The sequence below is a fragment of the Candidatus Manganitrophus morganii genome (assembly GCA_021651055.1).
GTDB lineage: Bacteria > Nitrospirota > Nitrospiria > SBBL01 > Manganitrophaceae > Manganitrophus > Manganitrophus morganii.
On record JAJHOH010000001.1, the window covers coordinates 694,782 to 716,391 of the forward strand.

A 21,610-nucleotide genomic window follows, 5' to 3' on the forward strand; every position below is an offset into this window, starting at 1 on the left:
CATCACTCGTTGATCTTGAGGGGAGACATCTGAAGGGGCAGGTGAATCGTAAAAACGGTTCCGCTCCCTTCCGTACTCTCTACCGATATTTGTCCGTTATGCGCCAGGATAATTTTATGAACCAGGGCCAGCCCCAAACCGGTTCCCTTCTCTTTGGTGGTATAAAACGGGAGAAAAATTTTATCGATGTGTTCCTTGGCAATGCCGAGCCCGGTATCGGAGATCTTCACCGCCAGCATCCCCGCCGGCCGATTCGAAATACGGATATGGATCTCCCCCGTCCCTTCCATTGCCTCCAAGGCATTTTGAATTAAATTGGAAAAGGCCTGCCGAATGAGGGTCGGATCGACGGCAATTTCAGGGGCCTCTTTCAATGAAAGAAACCACCGGACATGGGGATAACTTCCCGATGAAACAAACTGCTCTTTCAACTCCTCGATAAGCGGGGGAAGGGGGGTCGTCACCGGATGGATGACCGTCTTCCGGCCGTAGGAGAGAAGCTCCGTAATCAACCGCTCCATCGCGGAGAGTTCGGCCATGATCGCTTTGATCATCTCTTGGCGCGGGTCGTTCGGTTCGATCTTCTTGGAAAGGAGCCGGGAGAAGCCTAAGATCGTCCCCATATAATTCCTAAATTCATGGGCGATCCAAGCCGACATCTCCCCCATCACGGTCAGCCGTTTCTTCAACTCCACCTGGTCTTGCAACATCTTCATTTCGGTCAAGTCGGTGAAAACCAGGGTCGCGCCGATCGTCGAATTATTTCGGTCCCGAAGGACGGAAGTGTTCAGCCCCAGCCAAATTTTCCTTCCGTCCGATCGTTCTACCTCGCACTCTTCGCGCGCCACCTCTTTTCCCAGATCGACCGTCTCCTGGAGCAGCCGGGTGATCTTCTCTTCCCCTCCGAAGATCGCTTCGTACGACTTCCCGAGGACCTCCTCGGGAGAGAGATGAAGAATCATCCCCGCCGTCGCGTTAAACGTGGTAATTCTCCGTTCGCAATTAAAGGTCAAGACACCGCTGGTGACGCTCTGGAGAATATTTTCATTATAACTTTCGACGTTTTTTGCGTATTCTTCCGCCCTTCCCTTCAACTGCTCCAGCGCTTGCTCTTTCTGTTTTAATTGCTGGATCAGACCCTGAAACGTGTGGATGACGAATCCCGTTTCTGTGGCGGGGTTTTCAGGAACGGCATGAAAGTACGAGGGCGAAGGAACCATGAACAATCGGAGGAAATAATATCCGAACATTCCGGCGCCCATCACTCCAAACACATTCATAAACAAAAGAAGCAGGCGGGCCTTTGGATCGGTTCTCGACGGGAGCGCCACGAGGAGTTGGGCCGCCCGGCCGTTCAACGGAAGCCATATCTTTCCGACAAACTCTCCAGACGCCTCCTCCGCCGTCTCCATGACGATCTCCCCCGCGAGCGCGGTCCGCCAGGCGGCGCCCCCCTTCCCCGAAGGAATCTTCTCCTTTGTCTTGATCTCACGATGAGAATCGGCCAGAAGGGTGCCGTCGGAATCGACGAGAATGATCCGCTTGAGGTTTTTCTCCGCAGCGATATCATAAAGAAAGGCGGGGTCTTCCCCGACCTGATCGAGAGAGCCCAATAAGACCGGCTGAACCGAATCCCCGAGAAGCTTCAGCCGTTCCTGATCGCTTACCTCGAGGGCTGATTGAAAAGCGCGAAATTGCAGAAGGCGATAACTCGCGAAGAGAACCAGGAATAATAAGAATAGCCCTAAGAAGAGAAAAGCAAAAAAGCGAATTTGACGCGGTCGGCTTGTAGGGATGAGCACCTGTCTCCTTAAATAGGCGTTCGAACGAACTCCGCCCGGACATGAGGAAAAAACTCAGAGGCATCCAATCCGGATCGATGCCTTACGTCCGGCCGAGGAGTAAATACCATTGAAGGATCTCCGGCCCCCAGAAAAGGCTGACCATCGCTCCCAGCGCCAGGAACGGACCGAAGGGGATCGGCTCCGCGCGGTTCTGCCCTCGAACGAGAACCAGGAACAGGCCGATGACGGAGCCGGACAACGCGGCCAAGAAGATCGTCAGGAGCATTCCCTTCCAGCCGAGAAAGGCCCCGATCATCGCAATCAACTTAATATCGCCTCCCCCCATCCCCTCTTTCTTCAAGAGGGCGATCGACAAAACCGCCACCAGGTAAAAGAGGCCTCCGCCCAGAAAAAGGCCGATGAGCGAATTGATCGGGCCCGGCGGAAGCACGGTGGAAGCGGCCAGAAGGCCAAGGACCATCCCGGGAAGGGTGATGACATCGGGTACAATTTGATGAGAAAGGTCGATGAAGGTCACCGCCATTAATGAGGAGAAAAAGAGCGCATAAATGACTGCGGCGAAAGAGGGACCGAATTGATGCAGGATAAAGAGGTAGCCGAGGCCGTGGACCAATTCCACCAATGGATAACGCCAAGAGATCGGCGCCCGGCAGGATCGGCAGCGTCCCCTCAAAAAGAGGAAGCTCAAGAGGGGAATGTTGTCATAAGGCCGGATCGGTTGCTCACAAGAAGTGCAGTGGGAGGCGGGGAAAACAATCGATTCTTTCCTCGGCACGCGATAAATACAGACATTGAGAAAACTGCCGATGAGCAATCCGAGAATAAAAACAATGGCTTCCAACATAAAGATCATTCCTTTTTGCCGGTAAGTCTAACACAAGATCCGAACACCAGCAAGAGATCGTTGATCGGCTTCTCCTCCTGAAAGTGAGCATACCGAAGACCTCTAAAACAAGTGCGAACGTTTCTGATGATCGTCTCCGATGCCGAAGGTCTTCCTTCAGAAATTCAAGCCGTTTCCTTGACAAGGGTTTGAAAAGGAAATAGGATAATTTACAAGTGGCATAGGGTAACGGAGTGCGCATGAATATTGCCGTGATCGGCGGAGGAAGTTGGGGAACGGCGCTGGCGGGCCTGCTGGCCCGAAAAGGTCATTCGGTCTCCCTCTGGGTTTATGAAAAAGAGGTGGTCGAATCGATTCAACGTCGCCATGAAAACAGCCTCTACCTCCCCGGGTTTTCCCTCCCGAAGAATCTCTCCGCCCGCACCGATCTGGGGAAGACCCTTTTAGGGGCCCGATACGTCCTCTTCGCCGTCCCTTCCCATGTCGCGCGGGACATCCTGGTTCAAATGCGCCCCCTTCTCCCCCCGGAGATCCCGGTGATTAGCGCGACGAAAGGGATCGAGCGGAAAAGCCTGAAGCTGATTTCCGAGGTGATCTGTGAAGCCCTCCGGAGAAAGAATGCCGATCGGATCGCCGTCCTCTCCGGACCGAGCTTCGCGAAAGAGGTGGTGCTTGAACACCCGACCGCCGTGGTCTTGGCCGCCACCGACACCCGTCTGGCCGCCCGGGTTCAAAATATCTTCTCGACCCCTTTCTTCCGGCTCTTCTTAAGCGCCGACCTGATCGGCGTCCAGCTCGGGGGGGCGATCAAGAACGTGATCGCCCTGGCCGCCGGCGGCTCCGACGGGCTCGGCTTCGGATACAATACGAAGGCGGTCTTGATGACGCGGGGCCTCTCCGAAATGGCCCGCCTCGGTCTCGCCATGGGGGCGGACATCAACACTTTCTATGGTCTCTCCGGCATGGGTGATCTCTTTCTGACCTGCAGCGGCGCACTCTCCCGCAACCGAAGGGTCGGCGAGGAGATCGGGAAAGGGGTCCCTTTGCCCCAGATTCTCAAGCAGACCCAAATGGTGGCGGAAGGAGTCCATACGACCGAGTCGGCGTATGCCCTCTCGCTGAAATACAAGGTCGAGATGCCGATCGTGCGGGAGATTCATCGAATTCTTTTTGAAGGAAAACCGATCAAACAGGCGGTGATGGATCTGATGAAGATCGCGCGGGGGGGAGAGATCCCGCTGAAGGTAAAGCGGACGAGAGAGAAGCGATGACGGAGGATTTCGGATCGGCGCTCTTTGTCCTCTTTCTCCTCGCGGGAGGGGTTGCCATTCTCCTGCACGGGCTTCAGTTGGCGGGAAGCGGTCTCCAGGATCTCGCCGGAAAAGGGCTGCGGTCGCTTATCAGCTCGGTCACACGAAATAAAATCTTGGCGACCGGATTCGGCGCTTTTCTCTCCGCCGTCATGCAGAGCAGCAGCGCCACCACCATCCTGCTGGTGGGATTGACCCGGGCCGGTTTGATCTCCCTCTCCCAGGCAATCCCGATCATCCTCGGGGCCGATATCGGAACGACCCTCACCGTCCAGTTGATTGCATTTGAGATCCACCGGCTCTCGCCGCTGATTATCGCCGCCGGTTTCCTGATCCAAGCGATGGCAAAAAGGAAAAAAGCCAAATCAGCCGGCATCTCCATTTTAGGATTCGGATTTATCTTTCTGGCGCTCGACATGCTGACCCAGGGAATGCGGCCGATCCAGTCCCAGCCCTGGGTTCAGGAGATGTTGCGATCGGTGGAGGACGCTCCCCTGATTGGAATCGTCGTGGCGGCGGCCATTACCGCCCTTCTGCACAGCAGCGCCGCGACCCTCGGAATCGCCCTGGCGATGGGAGGAGAGGGACTCCTCACATTGAAGGGCGCCTTGCCGATTATCTTGGGGGCGAACATCGGGACCTCCGCCCCCGCCTGGTTCGCCAGCTTCGGCGCTTCGGTCGAGGCGAGACGGGTCGCGATGGCCCATGTTCTCTCCAAGCTGATCGGCGCCTTGTTGATCTACCCGTTTCTCTCTCCGTTCGCATCGTGGATCACCGAAACGGCATCGACTCTTCCCCGCCAGATCGCAAACGCCCACACCTTTTTTAATCTCGGCCTCGCCGCCCTCTTCCTTCCCCTGACCGATCCCCTCGCACGCGGGATCTCATGGCTGGTGAGTCCTCCGCCCCCTCATGAAGATCCGGCCAAGCCGAAATACCTCGATCCCCAGCTTTTGGGGACCCCTTCGTTTGCCTTGGAGCAGGCGGCGCGCGAAGCGTTGAGGATGGCGGGGTTCGTTCAGGGGATGTTCAAACAGGTTCCCCGCATCTTCACCGAAAACGATGAATCGCTCCTCGAAGAGATCGAACGGCAGGAAGAGGTGGTCGATCATCTCAACCGGGAAATCAAACTCTACCTAACCCGGCTTTCGCAAAATGCGTTGACCGACGAGGAGTCCGACCGGGAGATCGCGATCTTGGATCTGACGAAGGACCTCGAAAATATCGGTGACATCATCGACAAAAACTTGATTGAGCTGGCGCGAAAACGGATCTACAGCGGCCGCCGCTTCTCCGGGGTCGGCCTGAGGGAGCTGATCGACTTTCACAAGCTGATCTCGGATGATCTCGATATGGCGATCAATGCTTTCGAGCGGCAAGACCTGGAGATGGCCGAACAGGTCATCAAAGAGAAAACCCGCATCCGCCAGCGGGAGCGGGAGCTCTCGGCTTCTCATATCCGCCGCCTCCATGAGGGGATCTCCGAGACGATCGATTCGAGCTCCATCCACTTGGATATTCTGACCAACTTAAAACGAATTACATCGCACATCACCTCAATCGCCCATAGTGTCATCGGAACAGGACCGGCCGCCCATGAATCGTGATTTACTGGAAAGGTTATTGAGAGAGGTCCAGGAGGGAAAACGCCCGATTGAAGAGGCGCTTGAAAGATTACGCCATCTCCCCTACGAGTCGTTGGGATTCGCGCGGCTCGATCACCATCGAACTCTCCGGCAAGAGATGCCGGAGGTGGTCTTCTGCCCCGGCAAAACCGAGGCACAGGTTCTGACGATCCTGCAGAAGCTCGACGCTTCTGAAGTTCCGGTCCTCGCCACCCGGGTAGAGCCGGCGCTGGCTCGGAAGATCCTCAAGAAGCTCCGGAAGGCCGAGCACAATCCCGTCGCCCGGACGATCGTTCTAAAAAAGAAGCGTGTCGCGCGGCGGCCGGGGGAGATCGCTCTTCTCACCGGCGGGACCGCCGACCTTCCGGTCGCCGAAGAAGCGAAGGTCACCGCGGAACTGCTCGGTTATCGGGTCCTCCCCTTTTACGACGTCGGCGTCGCCGGGGTCCACCGTCTCCTGGACCAGCGGGAGAAAATCGAGAAGAGCGATCTGATGATCGTGATCGCCGGAATGGACGGCGCCCTCTCGAGCGTCGTCGGCGGGCTCTTCGGTCAACCGGTCATCGCCGTTCCGACCAGCATCGGCTACGGAACAAGCTTCGGCGGGATCGCTCCCCTCCTCACCATGCTCAACTCCTGCGCCGCCGGCCTCGCCGTTGTCAACATCGACAACGGATTCGGCGCCGCGATCTTGGCCCACCGGATTTTAAAAGACCGCAAATCGTAACAAGACACCTTGGCAATCCTCCCCCGCTTTTGATATGATGTGCTCCGAATCATTCTATATAAGGAGATCGGATTGCCATGAAACGGAGCGTTCTCTTCATTATCGTTAATCTGTTTGTCTTCCTTCATTCAATAAACGGCTTCGCGGAAGAAAGACCCGCCTCCGTCGTTCTAGAGGACTTCTCCGGCCCGGATGAGAAGGGACTGCCAAAAGGATGGATCGCGCAAAACGAGAACCCCGATCCCGCCCAGGTTTATCGGATTCAGAAAGAGGGGGACCGCTTTTACATCTCGGCCAGCGGCCGCCCCAACCGGATCTTCAAGAAGATCCAGTGGAACCCGAATGAATATCCCTTTCTGAGCTGGAAGTGGCGGATGAAGAACGTCCCGGTCGATCCGCAGAAGGAGCGACGCGCCTCCATTTATGTCTCTCTCGATCGCGATTTCTTCGGCATCCCCGTGATTACGAAGTATCTCTGGAGCAGCCTGGCGCCGGCCGGAGAGGAAACCTCAGGCGGGTTCTTCGGCGCTTCCACCATTGTCGTCCGGAGCGGCGCGGACCAGGCCGGGGAGTGGATCACCGAGAAGATCAATGTTCTGGAGGATTTCAAGCGGCTCCACGATGGAAAACTTCCTCCGGAAGACGCCTATGGAATCGGCATCATGACAAGCATCGAGGCCGACTTTGCCGATTTCATTGCCCACAAATAAGAATATCGCAGAACGCGGATTTCGGATTGCTGAATAAAAAAGAGAAGGAACAGATGCGAATCGCCTATTTTGATTGTTTCTCCGGGATCAGCGGAGATATGATCCTCGGCGCCATGATCGACGCCGGATTGGATCTGGACGCATTTCAGAAAGAACTCTCCAAGCTAAAACTTCCCGGCTGTGCGATCGAGGTTCATCGCGTCCGCCGAGGGGGAATCTCGGCCGCAAAAGTCGATGTCCTCAACCGGAAAAATCTCCCCCCGTTGACGACCTTTCCTGAAATCGAGCGCCAGATTCGCAAAAGCGCCCTTTCCCGGCCGATACAAGATCGGTCGTTGGGGATCTTCAATCGCATGGTCAAAGCCGAAGCGGCGGTGCATGGGCGAAAACGCCATCAGACCCATCTGCATGAGGTCGGCGAGGTTGATACTCTGGTCGATGTGACCGGCGCCGTGATCGGACTCTCTCTCCTGAAGATCGATCGGATCATCGCCTCTCCGATCCACGTCGGGACCGGGGAAGTCGAAACCCGGGCCGGCCTTTTTCCGATCCCCGCCCCGGCCACCGCGGCCCTCCTTCGCGGGACGCCGATCTATGCCACCGGCCTCCGGGGGGAATTGACCACACCGACCGGCGCGGCGATCATCACCACCCTCGCCTCGGCGTTTACTTCTCTTCCCCAAATGACTGTCGAGAAAATCGGCTATGGCGCGGGAAGCGCCGAGCGGACGACGCCGAATCTCCTCCGGCTTTTTATCGGCCTTCAAGCGTCTCCCCTCTCCGAAGATGAAATCGTTCAGATCGAAACCAACATCGACGATATGAATCCGCAGATGTACGAACATGTCATGGAAACCCTCTTCCAGGCCGGCGCGCTCGATGTTTTTTTAACCCCGATCATTATGAAGCGGAGCCGGCCCGCGATCCTGCTGACCCTCCTCAGTCCCGTCTCCGCACAACACAATCTCCTCCAGACCCTCTTTACGGAGACAACTACGTTGGGAGCCCGGATCCTCCGGGTCGGACGGAAGAAGCTGGAGCGGGAGATCCGAACGGAGAAGACCCCTCATGGATCGATCCGCGTGAAAACCGCCTCTCAAAACGGACGGGTCGTTCGGAAACGGCCCGAATTCGAAGATGTCCGCCGGCTCGCCCGAAAAAGCGGCCGGCCCTTACAAATATTATGGGAAGAGATCACGCGGGATGTGTAGTGCGATGGCAAGCGTTGCACTTACAGATAAGGCGGGAAGAACCCTCACGATGAGATGCGCCTCCCGAAATCATTGAGGGCGACACAAGCCGTTCTATGGCGGGGCCGGAAAGGACTCCTCATCAAGGTAGAGGGTCTGTGTGTCGGGATTGTACCCCAATAATTCCGCATACCGCCCCCAATTCACGATCGTCTTAAAGAGCACCTCGGCATTTTCATGAGGATAAAGACGGGCAAGCTCTTCTAAAACAACCTCCCGGCCGAGACGTCCCTCCTCCGATTTCTGCAAGGTCTCGATGAGGTGCTGGAAAATCTTCAGCTTCTTCAATTGCTCTCGAATGATCAGTTTCCGCTGCGCGACCTTGCTCTTGAGAATCTTCCTCCCCAAATCGGTGATGACGACATCTCCCCCCGGGGTCTCCACCAAGCCGAGCATCTCGGCCATCTTGATCACCGAGAGGAGCTCTCCCAATTCGTAATGAATCGCCTCTGCCAGTTTATAGATATCTTCCTTCCCGTGATGGTCATCCAGGTATTCCAGCAGTCCAATCACTTTGCTCGACGTAACACCGTGGGGCAAAGGTTCCACTTCCATACTTTCTCCTATAAGAAAGCGATTGATCTCGGCTCCGAAGGCTGGAGAAAAACCGATCACAGATCGCTGTTTATGCCATCAATGAAAAGATCCGGTCACTGAACTCACTCAGGACCGGATCTTTCCGGTCGCGAGGACGGGGCGCATCGATGGGGATATCGGCCACCAAAGTCCCCGGATGGGGCGACATGACCAAGACACGATCGGCCATGAAGACCGCCTCTTCAATAATATGGGTTACCATGATAATCGTATTGACCGGCATCGACTTGTCCTCCCACAACATCAAGACCTCCTCCCGCAACGCCAGCGAGGTGAGGGGATCGAGAGCGGAGAACGGCTCATCCATGCAGAGGAGCTTCGGCTCCACAGCCAGGGCGCGGGCGATGCCGACCCGCTGTTTCATCCCCCCGGAAAGCTCCCTGGGATAGGCCTCTTCGAAGCCGTCGAGACCGACCTTCTCGATGAAGTGAATCGCCTTTTTTCTCCTCCGCTCAACCGGAAGCCCGCGCGCTTCGAGGCCCAATTCGACATTTCCCAACACGGTCAACCAGGGAAAAAGCGCAAACGATTGGAAAACGATGGCCGAATCGAGATTGACGGAGCGGAGTTCTCTTCCTTGATAGAGGATCCTCCCCTCCGTCGGCGGAATCAGGCCGTTGATGATTCTCAAGAGGGTGCTCTTTCCCGAGCCGGAGGGACCGACCAAAGCGACAAATTCCCCCTCCCTGACGCTGAAAGAGATTTCTCTCAGAACCGGCATCGGCAGCCCGTTCTGATGAAATGATTTGGAGATCTTTTCTACTTCGAGCAATTTCATTTTAATAGTCGATCTTATACCGCTCTACGGCATAGATAAAGAGTCTTCGCCAGAAAAACCGATTGAGCAATGTGATGGCGAGGACCATTGTCACCAGGGTTAACAAGATCATCTGCCCGTTTCCGGATTCATAGATCGCCCGGTCGAGCATCGCCCCGATCCCGGTCACGGAATAAATTTCGCGCTGATAGACGACATATTCCGAAACGATCAGTGCGTTCCACCCGCCTCCCCAGGCGGTGATGCTCCCGGTAATGAGGGCGGGGAAAATGGCCGGGAGATAAAGCCGCTTCCAATAGAGCCACCTTGAAACTCCCAACCCCTTTGCCGCTTCTTTGAGGTCGCCCGGGATATTTTGAACCCCCCCGATCAAATTAAAGAGAAGATACCATTGCATCCCGGTCAAGATCAATAGAATGGCGGCGCCGTTCATCCCTCCCAGCACATGAACGGCCAAGACAATGAAGAAGGGGAAGAGGGCCGTGGCCGGAATCGACGCGCCGATCTCGGCGATCGGGGTGACGATTCGGAGGGCGCGCGGATTCTCTCCCACCCAGAAGGCGACCGGAAGGGTCCAGGAGAGCGCGATCAGATAGGCCACCGATAATCGCAAAAACGAGGCGAGAAGGGCCACCGGGATTTGCCTCGCCTCGGTAGGAAACGGTTGCCCCAATCCGTTCACAAGCAGAACGAAGCTCCACCCGATCAGAAGGAAGAGCCCTCCGAGGAGGAGATAACCGATCCCTTTCCGGAGACGGGGCCAGATCCGCTTGCGGGTCTCTTGGACCATCCTTTTCCCGGTCGGCGGAAGATACCGGCGGGGATCGATGAGGAAGATTGGTTTTGCCATAACCCGTCTGATCCTTCGCCATCGCTTCGTCACCCGGAGCCTGCGGTACCACTGAAGCGCAAAGGACTCGGGAGGGGCCGTCTCCGAGGAAATGTTTTCATACCGGAATTTTTCTCCCCAAACCGAGAGCGGCCTCCAAATAAAAAGATCGAGAAGGACGATGATCACGATCAACATGAACAATCCATAGAAGGTCCGTCCTAGCTCTCCCTCCTCGACCGATTCGATCAAAAAGCTCCCCAAACCGGGGAGATGATACCGGATCGAACCGATAGCGATAATCTCGCAGGCGATCAGAAAATACCAGCCGCCGGCCCAAGAGATCATGCTGTTATAGATCAACCGCGGGATGCAGATCGGAAAGAGGGCCTTTTTAAATTTGGGCCAACCTTGAAGGCCGAGCCCGTCGGCGGCCTCGATCAGATCGTTCGGAACGGTTTTGAACGATTCGTACGTGCCGAAGGCCATGTTCCATGCCATCGACGTGAAGATCAGGAGGACACTTGCAAGTTCGACCCCCAACCGGCTTCCCTGAAAAAGATTGACGAAGAAAAAGACGGCCACCGGGAAAAACCCGAGGATGGGAATCGATTGGAGAACATCAAGGATGGCGATCATCGGTCCCTCCGCCTTCGAAACGGTTGCAGCGATGTACCCGTAGAAGACGGAGAACAAAAAGGCAAGGAGATAGGCGGAAAACATCCGGAGGAGCGAATAGACCGCATAGAATGGAAGGCGAGAGAGGCCCGTATCGAGCTCGATCTTTACCGCTGGGAACTCCAACCGCCGGCCGATCGCATACGTGAGTCCCACTATCAGAAGCAGGGTGACCCCGAAAACCACTCTTCTTTTCCCCTCTTTCGACATTCCGGTCACCTCATGAAGCGGACGAAGCCTAACAGAAACAAAGGGTAAATTCAAATCAGAGATGCTCCCCTGTCATTTTGACATCTCCCATCTTGAATGATAGAATGAGGACATTTTACACGCCCCGCTTTTTACGTAGAAATTAGTCCCCGGGATACCGTTCGCATGATAAAAATCACCCGAAGTTTTCAGGCCCGGATGATTTTTTCCATCCTCTTGATCGCCGGGCTGACCTGGGTCCTGGGACTGACGGTGATCTATATCGTCGGCAAGCGCGCCATCGAAAAAAGCATCGGGCTCGAATTCCAGCATACCGCCGAAGAAACCAGCAAGAACTTTACCCGGCTTCTGGAACATCACGTCGAAGAAGCTTACGCCTTCACCTCCTCTCCCGACGTCCTCGATATTCTCCACCAATCGAACCGAGCGTACGATCTTCCCCCGCCGAAACAGCACCCCGACCGGGTCGCTCACATGCGGGCCGAATGGAGCGATGCGTCGACCCGCTCCCTTCTCGTCGCGCATTTGCTGCAAAACCCGGCCTCCCACCACCTTCAAACATTCCATCTCAAACCGGGACGGACCGAGGAAGATTTGGGAACGCTGGTCATCGACGAGAAGGGAATCGTCGTGGCGGCGACCGCGGAGCCGATGGAGATTTATTATGGAGACCAACCCTGGTGGAAGGACGTTCTCAATGTATCGGAAGGGAAACAGTATATCTCGGATATCGAATTATCCAGTCCCTTTAAAAACGTTCCGACCATGTATACCCTCTCCATCGCGACCCCGATTTATGATTTAAAGGGAGAGCGGCCGATCGGCGTTCTCCTGATGGTCCAATCGGTCAAGGATTTTTTTGAACTGGTCACCCAGGTCAAACTCGCCAAAACCGATCATACGATGCTGGCCGGCTCGGACGGCAACCTTCTCTTCTGCCCGATCTTCCTTGTAAAAAACCACACGCTCGAGCCGGAGTTGGTCCAAAAGGTCACGCAACCGCAACCCGGATGGGGAAGCAGCCATGCCGATGTTCACCACCCGGGAGAGCGATCGATCAACGGCTTCGCCCCGGTCGTCGTTCCGAGCGCCATCCGGGGGAGCTTCGGCGGCCACCGATGGTATATCTTCACGAGCCAAGACCCGAAGGAGACCTACGCCCCCATCCAGACCCTCCTTTCCTGGGTCGCCGGGCTGGGGCTCCTCGGAATGGGATTGCTCGCATTCTTCATCTCCTATGCCACAGGAAGGCTCGTTCAGCCGATCATGCAGCTCCGAAAGGGAGCCAAACAGATCGCCCAGGGCGAACTTCAGGCGCAGCTCGATATCCGAACCGGCGATGAGATCGAGGAGTTGGCCGCCGACTTTAATGAGATGGCGGCCAAAATCAAAGTCTCCTATACCCAGCTCGAACAGAAGGTGGCGCAACGAACCCATGATCTGGCGGCGAAGAACAAAGAGCTCTCCGCCCTCTACATGATCGCTTCAACCCTCAGCAAATCGCTCAATCTGAAAGAGCTGTTGGACGAGGCGCTTTCCACCGTTCTCAAAATTTTCGGCACGGAGGGGGGGATGATTCATCTGCTGGAAGAGGCCGGCCGACCGCCCCGGCTGACCTCCACCTGGGGCTTTTCAGCGGACGGGCTGGATCCGGACCAAAAACAAAAGGACAGCGAAATTCTCTACCGTCAGGTGATTGAAAAGGAGGTGCCGATCTCCTCCATCGAAGAGTCGCTCGAAGAGGTCCCGTTCAAGGAGACCCCCTATCCGAATTTCATCACCATCCCGATCCGCTCCAAGGGGAAAATCCTCGGGACCCTCACCCTCCTTGATCGCACCTCTCAGCCTTTCATCCGGCAAGATCTGGGACTTCTGGTGGCGATCGGAAATCAGATCGGCGTCGCAGTGGAGAACATCCGGCTTTATGAAGAGACGAAAAAGGTCGATCAACTGAAGTCCGATTTCGTCTCAAAGGTTTCCCATGAATTTCGCACGCCGTTGACCTCCATCAAAGGCTTCATCGAAATCCTCCTCTCCTACCAAGATATCGCCGCCGAGAAACAGCAGGAATTCTTGCAGATCATCAACCAAGAGTCCGATCGTCTCATCCGGTTGATCAATGATGTGCTCGATATCTCGAAGATCGAGGCGGGAAAAATCGCTTGGAGGGTCGAGCCGCTCGACCTGGTCGATCTGATCGATTCGACGGTTCGCGCCACCCATTCGCTGGTCGACCCGAAAAAGATCGCCCTTTTGGTCGAGATCGAACCCGATCTTCCACCCGTTTTGGGCGACCGGGACCACCTCATTCAGGTTCTGAACAACCTCCTCTCCAACGCGATCAAATTTACGGAACGGGGGCAGATCGCTCTCTTTGCGCGGCGCTCCGGAGAAAACGAGATCCTCGCCGGGGTCCGCGACACCGGGATCGGCCTGCCGCAGAGTGAGACAACGAAGATCTTCAACAAATTCTATCAGGTGGCCCGGCCCGAGAAAGGTTTGCCGAAAGGAACCGGCCTCGGGTTGGCGATCTGCCGCGAGATCATCAGCCATCTCAACGGGAAAATCTGGTGCGAGAGCGCGCCCGGAGAGGGATGCACCTTTTATTTCACCCTCCCGACGGCGGCGCACCAGCCGGAACGGGAAACGGAACCCTCTCCCTCCTAAGATCTAAAAGGAAGCGCAAACCAACGATGCCTAGAACCATGGAAACGAACACCGGCCAGGTCAAGAAGATCTTGATCGTGATCCTCGGTCTGAATCTTCTGACCGCTCTTGCGAAGTCGTTCTGGGGATATTGGACCGATTCGATCAGCATGCAGGCAGACGGCTTTCACTCCTTCCTCGACGCGGCATCGAATGTGATCGGACTGGTCGGCGTCTGGTTCGCCTCTCGCCCCCCGGACGACACCCATCCCTACGGCCACCGCAAGTTCGAAACCTTCGCCTCGTTTTGCATTTCTGTTTTCCTTTTTCTCGGATGCTTCGAAATCCTAAAGAGCAGCTACACCCGATTTCAGGATGGAATCATACCCGAGGTGACGGCGACGAGTTTCGTTATCATGATCCTGACGATCGGGATGAACCTCTCGATCAGCCGATGGGAGAGACGGAAGGGGGATCTCCTCAAAAGCGAAGTCCTGATCGCCGACTCATTGCACACCAAGAGCGACGTCTTCGCCTCTCTCTCGGTGATCGTCAGTCTGGCGGCCGGCTGGGCCGGCTACCCGATCCTCGATCCGCTCATTGCGGTGGTCATCGCCTTCATCATCGGGAAGGTCGGGATGCAGATCTTGATGGAAAGCTCAAAGGTCTTGACCGACTACTCCCGAATCCATCCACGGGAGATTCACGGCTTGGTGATGCAAATCGACGGGGTCGAAGAGTGCCATGCCGTCCGAACCCGCGGGAGCATGAACCACATCTACGTCGATCTCCACATTCATGTCAATCCCCAGATGCATTTGGAAAAGGCCCACGTTCTCGCCCATCGTGTGGAAGCCGAGATCATGAAGAAATTCTCCGACGTCATCGAGGTGGTCGTCCACCTCGAACCGCACCTTCCGGAGCTTGAGAACGACTGAAAGGATTTCATTAGAATGAAGCCGATCATCGCTGTCACGATGGGCGATCCGTCCGGGATCGGCCCGGAGGTGATTGTTAAAGGACTCCTGGAAAAAACAACCTATACCCGCTGCCGTCCCTTCGTCGTCGGAGATCCGAACCGGATGTCGGAAGCGGCGGCCCGTTTTGCCCCCGAGCTATCGACTCGCCGAATCAAAACACTTTCCGAAGCGCGCTTTCAGGAGGGAACCGTTGAAATCCTGGAACCCCCTGGGAAACCGCTTCCGTCGTTAGAATACGGAAAAACCCACCCCGAAGCGGCCCGCGCCGCCTTCCAGGCGATCAAGCAGGCGGCCGAGATGGCGTTGCGCGGGGAGATCGACGGGATCACCACCGCTCCGATCAACAAAGAGGGGATGAAGACGATCGGCTTTGCCTTTCCCGGCCACACCGAATTTCTGGCCGATCTCGCCGAGACCGACCGGTTCGCGATGATGATGGTCGGCGGCGGATTAAAAATCACCCTGACGACGATCCATCTTCCCCTCCGGGAGGCGATCACAACGATTCGGAAGGAGATCATCGTCGAGGCGATCCGCCTCACCGACGGGGCAATGAAACAAGACTTCGGCATCGAAACCCCAAAAATCGCCTTGGCGGCGCTGAATCCGCACGCCGGCGAGCGGGGCATCTTCGGCGATGAAGAAAAGCAGCATGTCGTCCCTGCCGTCGAAGCGGCCCGGCTGGAGAAAATCAATGTCCTCGGCCCGTTTCCGGCCGATACCCTTTTCTATCAATTAAAAACGGGACGGTTCGATGCCGCCGTCGCCCTCTTTCACGATCAGGCGCTCATCCCGATCAAGCTGTTGGCCTTCGGCAACGCCGTCAACGTCACCATCGGCCTCCCCTTCATTCGAACCTCCGTCGATCATGGGACGGCGTACGACATCGCCGGCAAAGGGGTCGCCGACCCCGGCAGCCTCCGCGAGGCCTTGAAGCTGGCGGCCGAGATGGCGGAGAGCCGAAAGCGATGACCGAAACCACCCCCCGCCCTCGAAAATCGTGGGGCCAAAACTTCCTGATCGATTACAACATCCAGCGAAAGATCCTCGATACGGCTGAAATCGGGCCGGGAGAGCGGGTCGTCGAAATCGGGCCGGGCCGCGGCATCCTCACCAAAGGGCTGTTGGAGCGCGGGGCCGAGCTCCTGGCCATCGAAATCGACCCGCTTTTGGTCGCCACGCTCCGGCAAGAGATTCCCTCCCCCCATCTTCACCTCCTCCAGGAAGATGCGCTTCAGTACCCTTATCATCAGATCCCGTCCCCTTATAAAGTGGTCGCCAACCTTCCCTATTACCTCTCGACACCGCTCCTCTTTCGCCTCCTCGAAGAGCGACAACGGATCTCGCGAATGGTCCTGATGCTTCAGAAAGAGGTCGCCGAAAGACTCGTCGCCCCCGTGGGAGAAAAAAACTACAGCGTCCTCTCGGTCATGGCTCAGCTTTATGCCGACATTCGGATTGCCTTTCATGTCTCGCGGGGCTGCTTCCGTCCCCGTCCCGATGTCGACTCTTCGGTGATCTCTCTCACCCCGCTTTCCCATCCCCGGGTTCCCATCAGAGATGAAGCGCTCTTCGGGCGGATCGTTCGAGGGGCCTTCGGGCACCGGCGGAAACGCCTCGCCAACGCCCTCGCCGACGCCGGCTTTCCGAGAGATCAGGTAGACGCCGCCCTTCAGAAAATCGGCCTCGATCCGGCCCGCCGGGGGGAGACCCTTTCGATCTCCGAGTTCGCCCTTTTGGCCGATACTTTGTTTGATTAAGAAGCCGATCTATGCTATAGTCCAGTGTTTGAGAAACCTGATGTCGAAAGAGCAGTTAGAAAAAAATGTCCATCCTCTCCGGGTGATCCCTCTCGGAGGACTGGGGGAGATCGGCATGAACATGATGGCCTTCGAATATGAAGGATCGATCGTGCTGGTCGATGCGGGACTGATGTTTCCCGAGAACGATATGTTCGGGGTCGACATCGTCATCCCCGACTTCTCCTTCCTCCTCGATCCGAACAAGACCGTTCTCGGCGTTTTCCTCACTCACGGACATGAAGACCATATCGGCGCGGTTCCTTACCTTCTCCGGGAAATGAACGTCCCGATTTATGGAACGCCGCTGACCCTCGGCTTTCTTGCGGACAAGTTTAAGGAACATCGGTCCGAATTCTTGCGGGAAGAGGACGGATCGCCGATCACCCCCCGTTTGATCACCGTCAAGCCGAGGGAGCCGATCTTTGTCGGACCGTTCTGCATCGAGCCGATCAGCGTGACGCACAGCATCTCCGACAGCGTCGCCTATGCGATTACGACGCCGGTCGGCGCCGTCATTCATACCGGCGATTTTAAGATCGATCCGGAACCGGTCGGCGGAAGCTACTTCGATGTCGAGCGCTTCAAAGCGTATGGCGAGAAAGGGGTGCTCGCCCTCTTCTCAGACAGCACCAACGCCGAGCGCGAAGGGCACACCGGATCGGAAAGCCGCGTCGGCGAGAATTTTGAAACGCTCTTCGCCGAAGCGGAAGGAAGGATCATCGTCGCGACGTTCTCATCGAACATCCACCGGATCGATCAGATCGCGCAAATCGCCAGCCGGCTCGGCCGAAAGGTCTTCCTCTCGGGAAAGAGCATCATCGGCAACGTGAAGATTGCCCGGGAGCTCGGCTATCTTTCCTTTCCACTCGACCAGATTGCCCCGCTGGAGGAGCTGAGCCGGACCCCCGATCCCGAGGTGGTCCTGATTACCACCGGCAGCCAGGGGGAACCGATGTCGGCCCTCTACCGGATGGCGACCGACGACCACAAGCAGATTCAGGTCAAGCCGGGCGATACGGTGATCCTCTCCGCACGCGTGATTCCGGGAAACGAAGAAGATATCTCGCGCGTCATCAATCATCTCTTCCGGAAGGGAGCCATCGTCCTGCACGAGAAGATCGCCCGTGTCCACGTTTCGGGACATGCCAGCCGGGACGAACAGCAAAAAATGATCGAGTGGGTCCGGCCCGAGTTTTTTGTCCCGGTCCACGGCGAATACCGCCAGATGGTCTCTCACGCCGCGCTCGCGGCGAAGGCCGGGGTTGATCCCGGAAATATCTTGGTCATCGAGGATGGGGACGAGCTCGTCTTTAGGCAGGGGCACTGCGAAAAGGGAAATGCGATCCCCGCCCGACGGATCTACATCGACGGGAAGGGAGTCGGAGACGTTGAGCAGACCGTCCTGAAAGACCGCAAACACCTCGGCTCGGACGGGGTCATCGTCGTGACAGTGGCGGTCGATCGGGAGGGGCGAAAAGTGCGATCCGGCCCGACCCTTCTCTCGCGCGGCTTCACCGGAAACGATATCGAACATCCCCTCTGGGAAGAGATGGCGCTCTCCCTCCAAACGCTCCTTCGCGAAGTGGAAACCGATCCCGCCTGGGGAGATCATTTTGCCGCCGACCTACAACAGGGGATTGAGACGCGGATCAAACAGACCTTGAAAAAGATCATCTCTAAGAAAATGAATCGTTATCCGATGATCATTCCCAATGTGATTGTGATCTGAATCTTGTAGGGGCGACGCATGCGTCGCCCCTACGGTAATCATGTCCTACCGTAACAATGTCCAAGGAAACCAACGATGGCCTCCAGCAAATCCCATAACGGCTACACTGACGAAATCATCGGCATTCTCCTGATCGTCCTCGGACTTCTCCTCGGCATCAGTCTTTTGACCTATCACGCCGATGATCTTTCATTCTCGACCATCTCCTCCGATCCGAAGGTGCAAAACGCGATCGGACGGGTCGGCGCCAATCTCTCCGATCTCTTCTTTCAGTTGTTCGGAATCTCCTCTTATCTCTTCCCGATCTTTTCAATCATTATAGGGGTCCGGTTCTTCAGGGAAGGACGCGGCCTCCTCACCAAACAGGGCCTCGCCGGATCGGCCCTTCTCCTCCTGACCCTCTCCTCCCTGGCCGAATTGGAATGGGGAGGATCGACTTCGATCACCTCTCCCAACCTGAAGGGAGGGGTGATCGGGCGAATTCTCTCCCGCTTCTTCCTCGACTATTTTGCCTCGATTGGAAGCCATATCATCCTCCTTTTTCTTTTCCTTCTCGGGTGGATGTTGATCTCTCCCTTTTCCCCCCGCGCGGCGTTGAGCCGATTGCAAGAGCGACTCTTGGAGGCCCGACAATCGATCCTGGAGCAGATTGTGATCCGGCAAAGTAAAAAGAAGCGCCGCGCCGCGGCGCCGCCGGCCCCTTCCAAAGCGCCGGAAATCGCCCGGACGCCGGCCGTCGAGCCGCCGCCGCCGAAGATCACGATCCCCCCCCAGCAAGAGGTTTTTCCTTTTATCCGTCCGGAAGAAGGAGACTACCGGCTTCCCCCCCTTTCCCTCCTGGCCGACCCGTCCGGGGCGGCCAAACGAATGACCGAGGAAGAGTGGGTCGCGCAGTCTCGGATACTCGAAAGAAAGCTGCTCGATTTCGACGTGGAGGGAAAGGTCACGCAAGTCCATCCCGGACCGGTCGTGACGATGTTCGAGTTCGAGCCGGCCCCCGGCATTAAACTGAACCGGATCACCAATCTCGCCGACGACCTCGCCTTGGCGATGAAAGCGATGCAGGTCCGCATTGTCGCCCCCCTGCCGGGGAAATCAACCGTCGGGATTGAGATCCCGAACGTCGTTCGCGAAGAGGTGCTGTTGAAAGAGATCCTCTCCTCCCCCTCGTACAACCAGATCGGCTCCAAGCTTCGGCTGGCCCTCGGCAAAGATATCTTCGGGAATTCGGTTTCCGCCGATCTGGCCACGATGCCGCATCTGCTGATCGCCGGCTCGACCGGCTCCGGAAAAAGCGTCGGGTTGAACGGCATGATCCTCTCGCTTCTTTACTCGGCCACGCCGTCCGAGGTCAAGATGCTGATGATCGACCCGAAGATGCTCGAGTTTTCGCTCTACGACGGCATCCCGCATCTGGTCGCGCCGGTAATCGTTCGGGCCAAGGCGGCGTCCGATGCGCTTCGCAAGATGGTCGCCGAGATGCAGCGCCGCTATCAGCTCCTCGCGGAGAAGGGGGTGCGGAACATCGACGCGTACAACAAGCTCTTGAAGAACAGCCCTCCCCCGCCCCCCAAAACGGAGGAAGCGGTCCCGGGCGGAAAGCCGCCGCTGGAACATGGCCCCCTCCCCTATATCGTGATTCTCATCGACGAGCTGGCCGACCTGATGATGGTGGCGCCGCGCGATGTGGAAGATTCCATTACCCGCCTCGCGCAGATGGCCCGCGCCGCCGGGATCCACCTGATCCTGGCCACGCAGCGCCCCTCGGTCGATGTGATCACCGGCGTGATCAAAGCGAATTTCCCGGCGCGCATCGCCTTTTGTGTTTCATCAAAAACCGACTCCAGAACCATCCTCGACGCCAACGGCGCCGAGCAGCTCCTCGGAAAAGGGGACATGCTTTATCTCTCCGCCGGAACCGGAAAGATCCTCCGCGTTCACGGCTCCTACGTATCGGAAGAAGAGATTAAGAAGGTGACCACCTTCGTGAAGGAACAGGCTTCTCCCCATTATGAAGCCGCGTTGTCCGAAGAAGACTCCTCCCCGGAGGAATCTTCTTTGAGCGAGCGCGACGATCTTTACGAACAGGCGCGAGAGCTGGTGATCTCCACCGGGCAGGCCTCCGCCTCTTTCATTCAGCGCCGGATGCGGGTCGGCTACCCCCGCGCCGCCCGGATGATCGAGATGATGGAGGAAGACGGCGTCATCGGGCCGGCGTCGGGCGGAAAACCGAGGGAAATCCTCGTCAAGAAGGACGCCAACTAACGAACGGGCAAGCATAGAGCAACCCCCTCCCGAGAAAGGACAACCGTGAAAATCTTATCGATCATTGTGACGCTGCTGAGCCTCTGCGTCCTCGCTCCCCACGTCGCGGCCGAAGAAGACCCTGCCGCCGTGGCGGCCAAGATTCAAAGCGCATACGAAAAGATAAACGACCTGCAGGCCGACTTCGTGCAATCGGTCCGCTTCGAAGATTTCGACACCCCTTATGTCTCCAAAGGAAAGCTCTTCCTCAAGAAAGGGAAGATGCGTTGGGATTATCACGAGCCGAGCCGCCAGCAGATTGTCGTCGACGGAGAGCGCCTTCTTTTCTACATCCCCGAGCACCAACAGGCCGTGAAGAGCCGGCTCGGAGGGGAATCGGACGGCCATCTCCCCCTCCAGCTCCTCTCCGGCGCAGGCCGCCTCGACCAGGATTTCCAAATCTCCATCGAAGAGGAACCCCGGTCGGATCGATCGATCGCGCTTCGCCTGATTCCGAAAAACAAGCAGTCGCAATTGACCAAAGTCGTCGCCTCGGTGGCCCCTTCTCCCCAAGTGGAAGGATTGGTCATCCAAAAGGTGACCCTCTTTGAACGGAACGGGAATGTCTCGACCTTTTCATTTGAAGGAATTCAAATCAATAAAGGTTTTTCGGAGGATGTTTTCACCGTAAAATATCCGAAAGGAACGGAGGTCATCGAGTCCCCCTAGCCCGTCAGACCCTTCGGTCCGGATCGACTCTGACCGATCCTCTCTCCTCACCCGCCAGTACAGGGAAATCAGGTGACAAGTTGGATTCATTCGAGTATACTTTAGAAAACTTTCCGT

Annotated in this window: 17 protein-coding genes; 12 read left to right on the top strand and 5 right to left on the bottom strand. The window is 56.8% G+C overall.

Annotation, left to right across the window (positions count from 1 at the left end; all coding sequences use genetic code 11):
* Positions 1 to 2 precede the first annotated feature (2 nt).
* Positions 3 to 1,802 (bottom strand): ATP-binding protein, encoded by a 1,800-nt coding sequence (locus MCM46_03170; GenBank protein MCG3110806.1) that lies wholly within the window; start codon positions 1,800 to 1,802, stop codon positions 3 to 5.
* 82 nt (positions 1,803 to 1,884) lie between these two features.
* Positions 1,885 to 2,649, bottom strand: coding sequence for a prepilin peptidase (locus MCM46_03175; GenBank protein MCG3110807.1), 765 nt, complete (start codon positions 2,647 to 2,649; stop codon positions 1,885 to 1,887).
* A gap of 239 nt (positions 2,650 to 2,888) precedes the next feature.
* Between MCM46_03175 and MCM46_03180 the strand changes: the two genes are divergently transcribed.
* From MCM46_03180 to larC, 5 genes are all read left to right on the top strand, one after another.
* Complete coding sequence (locus MCM46_03180; protein ID MCG3110808.1) at positions 2,889 to 3,920, top strand: NAD(P)-dependent glycerol-3-phosphate dehydrogenase; 1,032 nt, start codon at positions 2,889 to 2,891, stop codon at positions 3,918 to 3,920.
* Positions 3,917 to 5,566, top strand: a complete 1,650-nt coding sequence (locus MCM46_03185; protein MCG3110809.1) for a Na/Pi cotransporter family protein — start codon at positions 3,917 to 3,919, stop codon at positions 5,564 to 5,566. Before MCM46_03180 ends, MCM46_03185 begins: the two co-directional genes overlap by 4 nt.
* Entirely contained in the window at positions 5,556 to 6,311 is a 756-nt protein-coding gene (gene larB, locus MCM46_03190; GenBank protein ID MCG3110810.1) for a nickel pincer cofactor biosynthesis protein LarB, read from the top strand. The genes MCM46_03185 and larB overlap by 11 nt, the downstream gene beginning before the upstream one ends.
* A 77-nt stretch (positions 6,312 to 6,388) precedes the next feature.
* On the top strand, positions 6,389 to 7,021 hold the full coding sequence (locus MCM46_03195; GenBank protein ID MCG3110811.1) for a DUF3047 domain-containing protein: 633 nt from the start codon (positions 6,389 to 6,391) through the stop codon (positions 7,019 to 7,021).
* A gap of 26 nt (positions 7,022 to 7,047) precedes the next feature.
* Complete coding sequence (larC, locus tag MCM46_03200) at positions 7,048 to 8,232, top strand: nickel pincer cofactor biosynthesis protein LarC (protein MCG3110812.1); 1,185 nt, start codon at positions 7,048 to 7,050, stop codon at positions 8,230 to 8,232.
* Positions 8,233 to 8,325: 93 nt separating this feature from the next.
* On the opposite strand, the gene MCM46_03205 is transcribed toward larC, so the two are convergent.
* The 3 genes from MCM46_03205 to MCM46_03215 all read right to left on the bottom strand — a co-directional run bounded on the left by MCM46_03205 (position 8,326) and on the right by MCM46_03215 (position 11,363).
* On the bottom strand, positions 8,326 to 8,826 hold the full coding sequence (locus MCM46_03205; protein ID MCG3110813.1) for an AAA-associated domain-containing protein: 501 nt from the start codon (positions 8,824 to 8,826) through the stop codon (positions 8,326 to 8,328).
* A gap of 70 nt (positions 8,827 to 8,896) precedes the next feature.
* The gene (locus tag MCM46_03210; protein MCG3110814.1) at positions 8,897 to 9,646 is read right to left on the bottom strand and encodes an ABC transporter ATP-binding protein; all 750 of its coding nucleotides are present in this window, start codon (positions 9,644 to 9,646) and stop codon (positions 8,897 to 8,899) included.
* Between the two features lies 1 nt (position 9,647).
* On the bottom strand, positions 9,648 to 11,363 hold the full coding sequence (locus MCM46_03215; protein ID MCG3110815.1) for an ABC transporter permease subunit: 1,716 nt from the start codon (positions 11,361 to 11,363) through the stop codon (positions 9,648 to 9,650).
* A 165-nt stretch (positions 11,364 to 11,528) separates the two neighbouring features.
* On the opposite strand from MCM46_03215, the gene MCM46_03220 reads away from it, so the two are divergent.
* From MCM46_03220 to MCM46_03250, 7 genes are all read left to right on the top strand, one after another.
* Positions 11,529 to 14,030 (top strand): ATP-binding protein, encoded by a 2,502-nt coding sequence (locus MCM46_03220; protein ID MCG3110816.1) that lies wholly within the window; start codon positions 11,529 to 11,531, stop codon positions 14,028 to 14,030.
* Between the two features lie 26 nt (positions 14,031 to 14,056).
* Positions 14,057 to 14,947 (top strand): cation diffusion facilitator family transporter, encoded by an 891-nt coding sequence (locus MCM46_03225; protein ID MCG3110817.1) that lies wholly within the window; start codon positions 14,057 to 14,059, stop codon positions 14,945 to 14,947.
* A gap of 15 nt (positions 14,948 to 14,962) precedes the next feature.
* Positions 14,963 to 15,961, top strand: coding sequence for a 4-hydroxythreonine-4-phosphate dehydrogenase PdxA (gene pdxA, locus MCM46_03230; protein ID MCG3110818.1), 999 nt, complete (start codon positions 14,963 to 14,965; stop codon positions 15,959 to 15,961).
* Positions 15,958 to 16,749, top strand: coding sequence for a 16S rRNA (adenine(1518)-N(6)/adenine(1519)-N(6))-dimethyltransferase RsmA (rsmA, locus tag MCM46_03235; GenBank protein MCG3110819.1), 792 nt, complete (start codon positions 15,958 to 15,960; stop codon positions 16,747 to 16,749). The genes pdxA and rsmA overlap by 4 nt, the downstream gene beginning before the upstream one ends.
* A 40-nt stretch (positions 16,750 to 16,789) precedes the next feature.
* Positions 16,790 to 18,520, top strand: a complete 1,731-nt coding sequence (locus tag MCM46_03240) for a ribonuclease J (protein ID MCG3110820.1) — start codon at positions 16,790 to 16,792, stop codon at positions 18,518 to 18,520.
* A gap of 75 nt (positions 18,521 to 18,595) precedes the next feature.
* Positions 18,596 to 20,785 carry a DNA translocase FtsK gene (locus MCM46_03245; GenBank protein ID MCG3110821.1) on the top strand — a complete coding sequence of 730 codons (2,190 nt, stop codon included), beginning with the start codon at positions 18,596 to 18,598 and terminating at the stop codon, positions 20,783 to 20,785.
* Between the two features lie 45 nt (positions 20,786 to 20,830).
* The gene (locus MCM46_03250; protein ID MCG3110822.1) at positions 20,831 to 21,493 is read left to right on the top strand and encodes an outer membrane lipoprotein carrier protein LolA; all 663 of its coding nucleotides are present in this window, start codon (positions 20,831 to 20,833) and stop codon (positions 21,491 to 21,493) included.
* Positions 21,494 to 21,610: the final 117 nt, after the last annotated feature.

Excerpts from the sequence above, each read along its gene's own strand:
- MCM46_03175 (MCG3110807.1), bottom strand. The coding sequence starts at position 2,649 with ATGTTGGAAGCCATTGTTTTTATTCTCGGATTGCTCATCGGCAGTTTT.
- MCM46_03180 (MCG3110808.1), top strand. The coding sequence starts at position 2,889 with ATGAATATTGCCGTGATCGGCGGAGGAAGTTGGGGAACGGCGCTGGCG.
- MCM46_03185 (MCG3110809.1), top strand. The coding sequence starts at position 3,917 with ATGACGGAGGATTTCGGATCGGCGCTCTTTGTCCTCTTTCTCCTCGCG.
- larB (MCG3110810.1), top strand. The coding sequence starts at position 5,556 with ATGAATCGTGATTTACTGGAAAGGTTATTGAGAGAGGTCCAGGAGGGA.
- MCM46_03195 (MCG3110811.1), top strand. The coding sequence starts at position 6,389 with ATGAAACGGAGCGTTCTCTTCATTATCGTTAATCTGTTTGTCTTCCTT.
- MCM46_03205 (MCG3110813.1), bottom strand. The coding sequence starts at position 8,826 with ATGGAAGTGGAACCTTTGCCCCACGGTGTTACGTCGAGCAAAGTGATT.
- MCM46_03210 (MCG3110814.1), bottom strand. The coding sequence starts at position 9,646 with ATGAAATTGCTCGAAGTAGAAAAGATCTCCAAATCATTTCATCAGAAC.
- MCM46_03215 (MCG3110815.1), bottom strand. The coding sequence starts at position 11,363 with ATGTCGAAAGAGGGGAAAAGAAGAGTGGTTTTCGGGGTCACCCTGCTT.
- MCM46_03220 (MCG3110816.1), top strand. The coding sequence starts at position 11,529 with ATGATAAAAATCACCCGAAGTTTTCAGGCCCGGATGATTTTTTCCATC.
- MCM46_03225 (MCG3110817.1), top strand. The coding sequence starts at position 14,057 with ATGCCTAGAACCATGGAAACGAACACCGGCCAGGTCAAGAAGATCTTG.
- pdxA (MCG3110818.1), top strand. The coding sequence starts at position 14,963 with ATGAAGCCGATCATCGCTGTCACGATGGGCGATCCGTCCGGGATCGGC.
- rsmA (MCG3110819.1), top strand. The coding sequence starts at position 15,958 with ATGACCGAAACCACCCCCCGCCCTCGAAAATCGTGGGGCCAAAACTTC.
- MCM46_03240 (MCG3110820.1), top strand. The coding sequence starts at position 16,790 with ATGTCGAAAGAGCAGTTAGAAAAAAATGTCCATCCTCTCCGGGTGATC.
- MCM46_03245 (MCG3110821.1), top strand. The coding sequence starts at position 18,596 with ATGGCCTCCAGCAAATCCCATAACGGCTACACTGACGAAATCATCGGC.